This is a genomic window from Undibacterium sp. Ji22W (assembly GCF_049340305.1).
Lineage (GTDB): Bacteria > Pseudomonadota > Gammaproteobacteria > Burkholderiales > Burkholderiaceae_D > Undibacterium.
In genome coordinates, this window is record NZ_JBMPOU010000001.1 from 1,528,412 (window position 1) to 1,540,923 (window position 12,512).

Below are 12,512 nucleotides of genomic sequence, written 5' to 3' on the forward strand. Positions count from 1 at the left end.
GTTGCGACACAAGCTATGCCCCAAGTTTCGAATCGGTATTGGCGTGATTCAAACCACTCCACTTCACTTTATCTTATGCTCTTTCTCCAAAAACAGAGCAGACAACATCACCTAAGCTTGATCTACTCCAAGATATATTTCGATACATCGTTGCAAAAAACAACGCAACACGATAAAGAAAACGTTTTGACCACCGGTTGTCGAACTCAATTGCAGAACAAAAATTACTTTATGTGGATACCCCAAGTGAGCTATGCTTAAACGGCTAGGACAAACTTAAACCGGAACGAGCACCATAAACGAATTCCCTCTCACCGACCATTCATCTCCTTAAAGCGCTATGTATCATGACTCAATCTTTACAAACCGAACATTTGTGGATGCCATTTACGGCGAATCGCCAATTTAAGTCGAAACCCAGATTACTCGAGCAAGCCGACGGAATGTATTATCGAAGTGTAGACGGACGCAAGATCCTCGATGGGACTGCAGGATTGTGGTGCGTTAATGCAGGACACAACCATCCAAAAATTGTGGCCGCAATTCAACAGCAAGCAGCCACGCTGGATTTTGCCCCAACCTTTCAGATGGGACATCCGTTAGCATTCAAAGCGGCCAGCAAACTGGCCGAAATTGCCCCCGCTGGTTTGGATCGGGTGTTCTTTTGCAATGATGGTTCGGAGGGAGTCGACACCGCCCTAAAAATCGCGTTGGCATATCATCGAATTCGGGGTGATGCTGCACGTTTTCGTTTAATTGGGCGCGAGCGTGGCTATCACGGTGTTGGATTTGGCGGTATCTCAGTAGGTGGAATTGCTGGTAATCGTAAACAATTTGGTCCTGCTTTATCTGGCATTGATCATTTGCCTCATCCATTGAATATTTCGAAAAATGCCTTCACCAAAGGATTGCCAGAACAAGGTGCTGAACTGGCAGAAGTTCTAGAACAACGCTTACTGACATTGCACGACCCAAGCACAGTCGCTGCAGTGATTGTCGAACCGATACAAGGATCAACTGGGGTCATATTACCGCCACGCGGTTATTTACAAAGCTTGCGTACGATATGTGACAAATATGGAATTCTTCTTATTTTTGATGAAGTTATTACAGGTTTTGGCCGTTTGGGAACGGCATTTGGTGCCGATTACTTCGGTGTCATCCCCGATATGATCGTCTGCGCAAAAGGTCTCACAAATGCAGCAGTTCCCATGGGGGCGGTGATCGTCAAAGAAAGCATCTACGATACATTTATGCATGCTGCACCCGCGGATACGATAGAACTCCTGCATGGATATACCTACAGCGCACATCCTTTGGCATGTGCCGCGGCAATTGCGAGCTTAGAGGTCTATCAAGAAGAGAAATTATTTGAGCGCGCCGCGCAATTGGCACCCTACTTTGAAGCGGCTGCACATCAGTTACGTGGCTTACCGAATGTAAAAGACATTCGCAATTTGGGACTGGTTTGTGGAATCGAGCTTGCACCGCAATCGGGCAAGACAACAACGCGCGCTTATGATATTTTCGAGAAATGTTTCTGGGAGAAGAATGTCCTAATTCGGACCACTGGCGATATCATCGCGCTTTCACCGCCGCTGATAATCAACGAAGCTCAGATCGATCAATTATTTAGTCAAATCGCAGATGCGATTCAAGAGCAGGAAAAAGTCTGACTGAACAAGGCAATCGTTTGAATCACACCAATAAACTCGTTTCAAGTCACCACTAGGTGGCTTGAAACGACTTACAACTACCAGCGAGAATAAGGGTTCTTAAATAAATTCGCATTGGCGTAACGATGGTCATGGCTAACCTCTATCCCGAGCCAATCAGGCCTTGTGAATTTCTGATCAGCATCAAGCAACTCCACTTCGGCCACTACCAGTCCAGCATTTTCACCGAAGAACTCATCAACCTCCCACACAACATCATCGACAGCAATACGATAGCGATTTTTCTCAATCAATGGCTGCTCACATAAGTTATCCAGCAAATCCTTCGCGTCATCCAAAGGAATCGGATACTCCCACTCACCGCGAGAAATGCCGACAGTTTTACCCTTTATCGTCATCATCGCAGACTCTCCTTCAATACGCACCCGCACAATTCTTTCGGGCTGCGAACTGAGATAGCCTTGTCGCATAAAAACAGGCTTGGCTAACCGCTTCCAGTCGTCAGAGACGACCAGATATTTACGCTCAATCTCAACTGCCATTGTTTAATTTTTCAAAGCAGTTAACATCGGCTGCAGCATAGCTTCACCCAATTTCATGCTGCGCGCCCCATCCCAGCCGACTTCAAGATCTGGCATGTTTGCATTGTCCTTGAAAGGCAATTCCAACGTAAGCGAAACACATTTAAACGTGTGGCCAACATATTTTGAAGCAAGTTTCAGTAAATCTTCATTGTATTTACTGGCTTCATAACCAAATTTTGTCTGAAAATCTGGGCTCGCTGCACAAAAACTATCTACAAAAGCGGTCTGCTCTTGCATTTGCTTTGCACTGAAACCTTCCAACATTTCACTTCCGGCTACAAACACATACGGCAAGCCCTCATCACCATGAATATCTAGGAACAAGTCGCAACCAACTTCTTCAATTTTCTTTTTCACGTAGTACACTTCGGGACTAGTTTCTATCGATGGAGTCATCCATTCGCGATTCAAGTTGGCGCCAGCCGCATTGGTACGCAAATTACCACGCACAGAACCATCAGGATTCATATTCGGTACCACATATAAAACGGCTTCATCCAAAATCGCTCTCGCAGTTGGATTTGCTAAATCGAGCAAGGCATTTAAGGTACCTTCCACCAGCCACTCAGCCATTGTTTCTCCAGGATGTTGACGGGCAATAATCCAGATTTTTTTCTTTGCGGTAGGATTACCTACCACCACCAAATTTAAATCACGGCCATCTACTGTACTACCTAAATCCTCAACACGAACTTGATCAGATTGTTCTACGCTACCGAGCAAAGCTAAATGTCGCTCCCAGCTGTAGGGCTCAAAATAAGCGTAATACACACTGTCGGTTTCGGGTGTATGTTGGATGGTCATGACTTTTCCGTCGAATTCAGTTTCAACTCGGAACCAGTTCTCACGGTCATAACTCGCTACCGCACGATAACTTACCCATCCATCAGGATAAGTCGCATCGCCCGCATTAACGATGCGAATTGTTGCATCCTGATCGCGTGCCCCTTGCAAGCGGAAATAAAACCACTGCATGAATTCGGCATTGGAATCCGGTCTTAATTTCAATTCAATATTATCAACGCTCGCAACTTGTACAACTTCTATTGCACCAGCATCAAAATTTTGACTAATCTTTATAGGCATAATCTTCTCTTTAAAATAAATGCTTTATGAGAGCATATTCAATTATCTTTGGCATACAAAATGCGTTAGCCCAATATTGTGACTGTTTTTCACCATCTCTGACAATCGTTAAAGTCAATTAAGAATGACTATTTTCTCCCAAGCCGATTTTCTAGCCTTCTCAAAGCGAATGTTCGATAGGCAAATCCATTGAAAACCAATGATCACATCGCGCCTTAAACAGTATTACCTTCGTTGACAACCCGTGATTTTTTCGACAGCGATCAAAATCGCTTACCTCAAGCAATTGTTTAAACCGGGTGTTTTGATCTACGCAAAATGTCTAAAAAATTCAACGACAAAGTAAAGTTTCTTGCTAAGTTTCAAATGTGAGCGATGGCAATTAGCCTATAAATGACCTATAATTGCGCCCTCAGAGTCGGGGCGTAGCGCAGCCTGGTAGCGTACATGCATGGGGTGCATGGGGTCGCAAGTTCGAATCTTGCCGTCCCGACCAATTTCTACAAATATTCACAACAACAGGTTTGCGTATCGCCAGATTACCTATGAAGGCTGATTGCAAGAATTTCGATTGCATCGAGTTATAGTAACGACCTTGCAAAATTATTGATTATCGAGACATCCGGCGCCATAGATATGAACGGTATGCCCTCACGAATCAATACATCACGTAACGCAACATCGATTTTTTTAGCGTCTTCTTCAGTTTGAAAACGTCCTGTTTGCACGTATTTTTTGTCGCCACGTTCCACCAGAACATTAATATTGTCGTGCCGGTTATACCAATTTAAAATCTGCTGGCGTGTTTTGCCGACATCACAAATATTTTCACTATACGACTCGTTATAATAGAGCACCTGCATTAACGCACATTCAGTAACAAGATACTGAACCTGCCCATCCAACAAATCGAGCATTTCAAATTGGCGTTGTGCAACCTGATATTGATTTTTCAATGAGTCAAAATCTTTCTGCCACACCAAAGATTTCGCATAGTCAGGAATTTGCTCTACTGACTTGTGCCGCAAATTCAAATTGAGAATAATTGCTGAAGAAAACAAAGATTTGTCGCAACCTGGGCCACCAATAATATTGATAATTTTAGTGGGATACAGCCGCATCTTTTGCTCGTGCCCAAGGCGCGAGGCACCAGTAACTTGGACTGACATAATTACCTCAAACGAGAGTTTACATCGACATGTAAACACATGCTAACACAACAAATTTCAGAATAGAAAGAAAGTAGCTTGGGCTGCGCAAGGCATTCACTATATTTGGCAATTTTTTCATTCCGCCATCAAACGGCGTCATGCATGTAAGTAATGCAAGAACTGAGATCAGCTCTAAATGCATAAAAGAAAACAGGGTTAAATCAAAACTGATTTAACCCTGTGTTGGCGACAGTTTGCTCGAATTAATCGACGCGAATTACCTGATCGCCAATACGGAACTTTTCCCGACGATCTCCCATCAAGGCACGCAATTCTTTGATACTCAAATCACTTATTTCGTGCATACGAATAAGCAATGAAGCACCAACTGGCAAATGATGATGACGAATTTTACTAATTACTGGAGGAGCAACTTCTAATGCTCTAGATAAAGCTGCGTCATTTTTCAAGTGTAATTGCTTGATTAAAGTATCCAAAAGATTGTTCGGATTGTAGTCAAAATCATCTGACTTTAAGTCTAAAAGGTTTGCCATTTTTCTCACTCTTCACAAAATACAGTCAAAAACTATCTGTATGTACCAAGACCAAATCGGTTTGGTTGCTATTTTTAATTTCGCTTTTATAATAAGACCATCACAAAAACGCCGTACTTCAAAACAGATTTTGTATCAAACAGCAAGCTCATCACGAATCTGATATTTCAGATGCCTACGCATCGATAGTTTCCGATGATCAATAAACACAAAAACCATTTTAGCTTGACCCTTTCATACGATTTTTAATCTTTGTCAAATAATCGTTGAATTGCATGCTGGCGGAAAGACAGGGATTTGAACCCTGGATACGTCATAAACGTATGCCGGATTTCGAGTCCGGTGCATTCGACCACTCTGCCATCTTTCCAAACACCTAATACAGTCAAGCGTGCGATTGTAGCAAAGTTCAAAACCGTTTGGTAGCCTGTTTTTTTGGCAATTTCCCTCTCAAAAGCCGCGAATTCATTAGATATTTCAGTTTATATCTTGGATATATAAGGCTATAAAGAATATTTCCATACAAAAACAATATATCATTTACATATTAGAGGAAAATCTCTAAATGTTGAATTTAAGTAAAAATCGCTATTTGCTTAAATAGCGTTATATGTATAAACAAGAGTGAACTCTTCAAAATTAAGCGTAATGATTTAGACGCGAGGTTTTTTTCGAGGGGTATGAAATACCTACGTCACATTCGATGATTATGCTAAAAAAACCGACAGTTAAATCCGACTCGGCAATTTCGAACAGAGCAAAAGATCATTTATGGAACACGGATTACTACTAGATTCCGCTGCCAACCGTTGTCGTACGACAACAAAGCTAGGTTTATTTACCGATAGTTACGAACAAAATGTCTTTTCGCAGTTAACACGTATCATCCAAGATCGGCTTCTAAGCGCACGATTCCAACCCATCGTTCAAATGAAAGATGGTGAAATACTTGGTTACGAAGGATTAATCAGGGGCCCTTCTGATAGCCCGCTGCATTCACCGCTTAATTTATTTCAAGCAGCAGACGAGCATGGGCTAAGAGTTACGATAGAACATCTATGTCGTCGTATCGTATTGGAACAATTCAAAGCACTTCATTTGCCAGGAAAATTATTTCTCAATGTCAGCCCAGAATGTCTGCTTAAACGCGATGCAAGACATGGTGAAACTTTAGACTATATCCACGAAATAGGAATCGCTCCTGAACGCGTCATTATTGAGCTGACAGAATATCAACCAACGCACGATTACAGTTTGCTATACGAAGCCGTCCGACACTATCGGGCGATGGGTTTTGAAATAGCCATCGATGATCTTGGGGAAGGATTTTCTAGTCTGCGCTTGTGGTCTGAACTGCAACCAGAATTCGTTAAGATTGATATGCATTTCATTCAGGGTATCGACAAGGATGCGGTAAAACGCCAATTCGTTCGGTCGATTCAAAGTATTGCAGAGAAGTCAGGGTCACGCGTGGTTGCAGAGGGTATTGAAACGCAAGCTGAATTGACGACTTTACTTGATTTGGGTGTCGCCTGTGGGCAAGGTTATCACATTGCAAAACCCCATGCCAATCCTGCCAAATCAATTTCAGCAGAAGTCGCCAAGGCTTTATCCCCAAAGAAAAAAAATAACCATCTCTCGCTCATCAGCCCCACTAAGGTTACTGTGACCATCAAGCATTTGATCAAGACCCCTCCGATGGTCAATTCATCTATGCTCAACAATGAAGTAGAAAACCTCTTTTTAGCGGACCCTAAATTGAGAATTATCCCCGTGATTGATGACGCCATCCCGGTTGGAATTATTAACCGGCACAATATGATCGACCGCTTTTCGCGCCCATTTCAGCGTGAGCTTTATGGAAAAAAACCGTGCAAGGTATTCATGGATCCATGCCCATTAATAGTTGAGCAAGATACCAGTCTGCAACAGGTTAGCCATATCGTAGTCGAAGCAGATCCTGAACATTTGATTAATGGACTCATCGTCGTCGATCAGGGACGTTATCTTGGTCTAGCAACTGGGCCTGATTTAATGCGTGAAATCACCAAAATGCAAATTGAGGCTGCACGCTACGCGAACCCATTGACGCAGCTTCCGGGCAACGTGGCGATTAATCAACGCATAGATCAATTAATTTTACAAGAATCCGAGTTCGCCGCCTGCTACTGCGACCTGGATCATTTCAAACCATTTAACGACGTTTATGGCTATCAACGAGGGGATGAAGTCATACAGCTGACCAGTCAAATTATCGTGCAACACTGTGATATGCATGAAGATTTTGTGGGGCACATCGGTGGCGACGATTTTATTATCTTATTCCAGAGCAGCAATTGGGAACAGCGCTGCCAACAAATTTTGCATTCGTTTGAAACCGCGATTACCGACTTCTACAGTAACGAGGATCGAGAGCGTGGTGGCTACATCAGCGAGGATCGACAGGGTAAAAAAGTTTTTTACCCGTTAATTAGTCTATCACTTGGCATTATCCGCGCGAGCGCACAACAGTATGGCTCGCACCATCAAATTTCGGTTGCGGCGGCCGACGCAAAAAAACAAGCGAAACGCATGCCGGGAAATAGTTTGTTTATTGAGAGAAGGAAGGAATTTGGGTCGCACGCTTAATTTTTTCAACAATGGTAATCTCAAAGAAATTATTTTTTATATTTTCCAAAATTTATTGACAAGCACCTATTCCCCACATAGTCTTGCAGGCGATTCATCTAATTTATAGTTGGATCAATGCAGTAGATCATCGACATGATGCATTCTGACGCGACTTTCATTAATGTCATCCGATGATTCCCTGTGGACAAGTAAAAATTTGAGTGAACTTACTATATTTATTAAGTGAAAATTATGACGAAAATCTTATGCGGTCTTTTGGCTTTATTGTCTTTATGCGCTTGTGCCTCCGTGGAAACTGTCGAAACAGATGATCCCAATCAAGCTAAGGTAGCAGTAGAACGTGAGTATCGCGTGGGTAGCACAATCCCACAAAAAAAGAATGCCCGCTCTAACACGGATGTAAAAACAGTCTCATCTGATGATTTAATCAATATGCCGCGTGCGGCGACTCCAACTGACCCTTTAGGTAAAAAATAATTTTTCTTCGTGAAGCATGTTGCGTCAGACTGGCATAGAAAACTCGGCCATAGAAAACTCTTAAGGCAATAGAAAAAACGCAGAGCGCTTCTCAGCGAGCTCTGCGTTTTTTACTTGGTTGGGCGACCTAAACTTAATTCACCCAAACTCGTGCATTTCTAAACATGCGCATCCAAGGGGAATCTTCACCAAAGGACTCCGGTGCCCACGAATGCAAGACGCTGCGGAACACACGTTCTGCATGCGGCATCATCACGGTGAAGCGACCATCATCATTCGTGACCGAGGTCAAGCCACTTGGTGAACCATTTGGATTATATGGATAAGCCTCCGTTGCCAGACCACGATGATCAACAAAGCGCATTGCCGCCTGCACAGCATTGATATCGCCCGTAGTTGAGAAGTCGGCAAAACCCTCGCCGTGCGCAACAGCGATTGGTGTTTGCGTGCCAGTCATACCTTGGAAGAATATTGATTTAGATTCCAGAATCTCAACCATAGAGAAACGGCCCTCAAATTGCTCGGACTTGTTCTTGGTGAATTTCGGCCAAGCAGTCGCACCTGGAATAATCGACTTCAAATTACTCATCATCTGACAACCATTGCAAATACCCATACCGAAGGTATCGTTGCGGTGGAAGAATTCAGAAAATTGCTCAGACATCATGGCGTTGAACAAAATCGTTTTCGCCCAGCCCTCACCCGCACCTAATACGTCGCCGTAAGAAAAGCCACCTACAGCAATCAAACCTTTGTAATCGGAGAGTTTAGCGCGACCAGCGATCAAATCACTCATGTGAACGTCAACGGCAGTGAAGCCCGCTTTATGCATCACATACGCGGTTTCGATATGCGAGTTCACACCCTGCTCGCGCAAGATCGCCACTTTAGGACGTACGCCTGTTACGATAAATGGCGCGGCCACATCGTCTTGAGCGTCGAAAGTGATTTTCGGCTGCATACCTGGATCGGACTCATCCGCCAGACGTGCGTACTCTGCGTCGGCACAAGCTGGGTTGTCGCGCATGCGGGCGATTTGCCAGCTGGTTTTGCTCCAAATTTGATGTAGGGCACTGCGAGATTCTTTGTAAATTTCTTTGGCATCACGCATGAAAGAAATGATGCCGCTATTATTTGGCTTGCCGATTTCATGGCTACATGCACCGAGATTATGTGCACGTAAGACATCCATTACTTCGCTGCGTTGCTCCGTGCGCACTTGAAGCACGGCACCAAGCTCTTCGTTAAACAAAGCACGCAGAGTTAATTCATTACGACGCTCAGCAACCTGCCCTGCCCAGTTTTTTGCGTCGCCTTGATCCGCAGCATGTTCACTTTCCATGGTCAACATATCAAGATTAATCGCTAAACCGCTACGACCAGCAAACGCCATTTCGCACAAAGTGCCGTACAAACCACCATCAGAACGATCATGGTAAGACAGAATTTTGCCATTTTGATTTAGCTCTTGAACCGCGGCGAAAAAGCCTTTTAAGTCTTCTGCACTATCGACGTCTGGTGTTTGATCGCCGAGCTTCTGCATGACTTGTGCAAATGCTGATGCGCCTAAACGATTCTTGCCACGACCAAGATCAATCAAGATCAAACTCGTATCGCCGGCATCGAGCTTAATCTGCGGCGTCAAACATTTGCGAATGTCATAAACTGGCGCAAATGCAGAAATGATTAAAGACACTGGAGAAGTGACGGACTTGTCAGCGCCCTCGTCTTTCCATGTGGTGCGCATCGATAAAGAATCTTTACCAACTGGAATGCTGATGCCTAAAGCTGGACAGAGTTCCATACCAATGGCTTTAACCGTATCAAACAACGCTGCATCTTGACCAGGTTGACCACAAGCCGCCATCCAGTTTGCAGAAAGTTTGATGCTTTCGATGGTGGAAATCGGCGCTGCTGCGATGTTTGTAATTGACTCACCCACTGCCATACGACCCGATGCGGCAGCGTTAATCACAGCCAAAGGGGTACGTTCACCCATAGACATTGCTTCGCCTAAATGACCTTCTAAACTCATTGCAGTCACCGCGCAATCGGATACTGGCACTTGCCATGGGCCGACCATTTGATCACGTACTGACATCGCGCCAACTGAGCGATCACCGATCGTCACCAAAAACGATTTATCACCGACCGTTGGCAAACTCAATACGCGCTCACCGACTACCTTCAAATCCATACCAGTCAAATCAATCGCTGGGAAATCGCGTTTAACGTGTTCAACTTCACGATGCATTTTTGGCGGCTTACCGAGCAATACGTTCATCGGCATATCGACTGGCGCATTGTCATTGAGTGGATCAATCACTTTCAATTGACGCTCTTCGGTTGCAGTGCCTACGACAGCGAACAAGCAACGCTCACGTTCGCAAAAATACTGAAACAAAGGTAGGCTTTCCGGAGCGATTGCCAAAACATAGCGTTCTTGCGACTCATTACTCCAGATTTCTTTCGGTGCCATGCCGCTTTCTTCCAACGGCACTTTACGCAGATCAAAAATCGCACCGCGTTTTGCATCATTCGTGATTTCGGGGAACGCATTTGACAAACCACCGGCGCCAACGTCATGAATCGACAAAATTGGGTTGTTGTCACCCAATTGCCAGCAAGAGTTAATCACTTCTTGCGCGCGACGTTCCATTTCTGGATTGCCACGTTGTACTGAGTCAAAATCCAAATCTGCTGTATTAGTACCAGTCGCCATTGACGAAGCTGCACTGCCGCCCATACCTATACGCATACCTGGGCCACCGAGCTGGATCAACAAGCTTCCAACTGGCAAATCAAATTTCTTGGTGTGTTTATCATTGATACTGCCGATACCGCCAGCGATCATGATTGGCTTGTGGTAACCGTGTACGGTACCACCAACATTCTGTTCGTAAGTACGGAAATAGCCGCCAAGCACAGGACGACCAAATTCATTACTGAATGCAGCGCCACCAATTGGGCCTTCAATCATAATTTGCAAAGGCGAAGCGATACGGTCTGGTTTTCCGTATTGGTGTGTCGTCGCATTGGTGCTCAAGACATCGCTGGCGTTTTCCCAGGCTTGTACATTGCCAGGCAAATTCAAATTAGAAACCGTGAATCCGGTTAATCCAGCTTTCGGTTTGGCACCACGGCCAGTCGCGCCTTCATCACGAATTTCGCCTCCGGCACCGGTCGATGCGCCCGGGAATGGTGAAATCGCAGTCGGGTGATTATGCGTTTCCACCTTCATCAAGGTGTGCGTCAATTCTGTTGAGGTTTGATATTCATTACCGTTCGCTGCTCCATTTGGGTAAAAACGGGTAACGGTTGCGCCTTCCATGATGGAGGAATTATCGCTATACGCAACGATCGTACCTTTGGGTTGCAGCAAATGCGTATTCTTAATCATGCCAAATAGCGAGATATCTTTTTTCTCACCATCGATTGTCCAATCTGCATTGAAAATCTTATGGCGGCAATGTTCACTATTGGCCTGCGCAAACATCATCAATTCAACGTCTGTGGGATTACGTTTGGCCGTCGTGAATGCATCGACCAAATAATCAACTTCGTCGTCTGACAAAGCCAACCCCAGCGTACTATTTGCATCAACTAAAGCCGCTTTACCACCACCTAATACATCAACGTGCTCAAGCGGTTTAGCATTCAATTCTGTGAACAAACCATTGGCTGCATTCAGGTCTTCCAACACCATTTCTGTCATACGGTCATGCAATAAAGCGATCACGCCTTGCTTGGAATCGGTTGCAAGCTTCTTCGCCCCCCCCAGCAAACCTGACTTCACTTGCACAAAATACTGCACACCACGCTCTAAACGTTTAATTTGCTGCATACCGCAATTGTGCGTGATATCAGTTGCTTTCGATGCCCAAGGCGAGATCGTTCCGAAGCGTGGAATCACGACAAAACTGTCGCCGTCTTCGCTACCCACGAAAGCATCACCGTAAACCAAGAGTGCTTTCAAGCGATTAACATCGAGCTCGTTCAGAGGTGCAGACGCGTCAACAAAATGTGCGTAGCGTGCAGTCACGCCAATAATATTGGCATCAACAGCTTGCAGACGGGATAGTAAATTCTTAGTACGGAAGGCAGACAGGGCGTTAGAGCCTGGCAATATCAACATGGCGTGAATGTAGTTGAGGCAAAGTGGCTGATTTCTGAGACTCGTGCCAGCAATATCACGAGGGAGCACAGACACATCGCGGGTTGGAACGGAAAGCAGGATTATACCTTGATGTCAGTTTTCTCTCCAGCCCGATCTTGAATCAGCATCGAATTCTCAAAAAAACTTCAAAAAAAAGCGACCTTAAAGGTCGCTAAATTTTGTTATCAATTCTATTC

The 12,512-nt window shown here is 44.6% G+C and carries 8 protein-coding genes and 2 tRNA genes; 4 read left to right on the forward strand and 6 right to left on the reverse strand.

The features are described from left to right. Positions 1-347: 347 nt before the first annotated feature. Positions 348-1,676 carry an aspartate aminotransferase family protein gene (locus tag ACO0KW_RS06540; RefSeq protein ID WP_423051779.1) on the forward strand — a complete coding sequence of 443 codons (1,329 nt, stop codon included), beginning with the start codon at positions 348-350 and terminating at the stop codon, positions 1,674-1,676. A gap of 77 nt (positions 1,677-1,753) precedes the next feature. On the opposite strand, the gene ACO0KW_RS06545 is transcribed toward ACO0KW_RS06540, so the two are convergent. Together ACO0KW_RS06545 and ACO0KW_RS06550 are read right to left on the reverse strand one after the other, a co-directional pair. Then, positions 1,754-2,218: a CYTH domain-containing protein gene (locus ACO0KW_RS06545; protein WP_423051781.1), complete on the reverse strand. Its 465-nt coding sequence runs from the start codon at positions 2,216-2,218 to the stop codon at positions 1,754-1,756. 3 nt (positions 2,219-2,221) lie between these two features. Further along, entirely contained in the window at positions 2,222-3,346 is a 1,125-nt protein-coding gene (locus ACO0KW_RS06550) for a M14 family metallopeptidase (protein ID WP_423051783.1), read from the reverse strand. A 419-nt stretch (positions 3,347-3,765) separates the two neighbouring features. On the opposite strand from ACO0KW_RS06550, the gene ACO0KW_RS06555 reads away from it, so the two are divergent. After that, positions 3,766-3,842 (forward strand) — tRNA-Pro (locus tag ACO0KW_RS06555). Positions 3,843-3,927: 85 nt separating this feature from the next. Here ACO0KW_RS06555 and ACO0KW_RS06560 read toward each other — a convergent pair. From ACO0KW_RS06560 to ACO0KW_RS06570, 3 genes are all read right to left on the reverse strand, one after another. Further along, entirely contained in the window at positions 3,928-4,515 is a 588-nt protein-coding gene (locus tag ACO0KW_RS06560; RefSeq protein ID WP_423051785.1) for a hypothetical protein, read from the reverse strand. Positions 4,516-4,760: 245 nt separating this feature from the next. Next, the gene (locus ACO0KW_RS06565) at positions 4,761-5,051 is read right to left on the reverse strand and encodes a hypothetical protein (RefSeq protein WP_186924519.1); all 291 of its coding nucleotides are present in this window, start codon (positions 5,049-5,051) and stop codon (positions 4,761-4,763) included. A gap of 279 nt (positions 5,052-5,330) precedes the next feature. Beyond that, positions 5,331-5,421, reverse strand: a tRNA-Ser gene (locus ACO0KW_RS06570). A gap of 401 nt (positions 5,422-5,822) precedes the next feature. Between ACO0KW_RS06570 and ACO0KW_RS06575 the strand changes: the two genes are divergently transcribed. Together ACO0KW_RS06575 and ACO0KW_RS06580 are read left to right on the forward strand one after the other, a co-directional pair. Further along, entirely contained in the window at positions 5,823-7,679 is a 1,857-nt protein-coding gene (locus tag ACO0KW_RS06575; RefSeq protein WP_423051788.1) for a GGDEF domain-containing protein, read from the forward strand. Between the two features lie 234 nt (positions 7,680-7,913). Further along, positions 7,914-8,159: a hypothetical protein gene (locus ACO0KW_RS06580; RefSeq protein ID WP_423051790.1), complete on the forward strand. Its 246-nt coding sequence runs from the start codon at positions 7,914-7,916 to the stop codon at positions 8,157-8,159. A 133-nt stretch (positions 8,160-8,292) separates the two neighbouring features. On the opposite strand, the gene purL is transcribed toward ACO0KW_RS06580, so the two are convergent. Beyond that, positions 8,293-12,294, reverse strand: coding sequence for a phosphoribosylformylglycinamidine synthase (gene purL / locus ACO0KW_RS06585; protein ID WP_423051792.1), 4,002 nt, complete (start codon positions 12,292-12,294; stop codon positions 8,293-8,295). Positions 12,295-12,512: the final 218 nt, after the last annotated feature.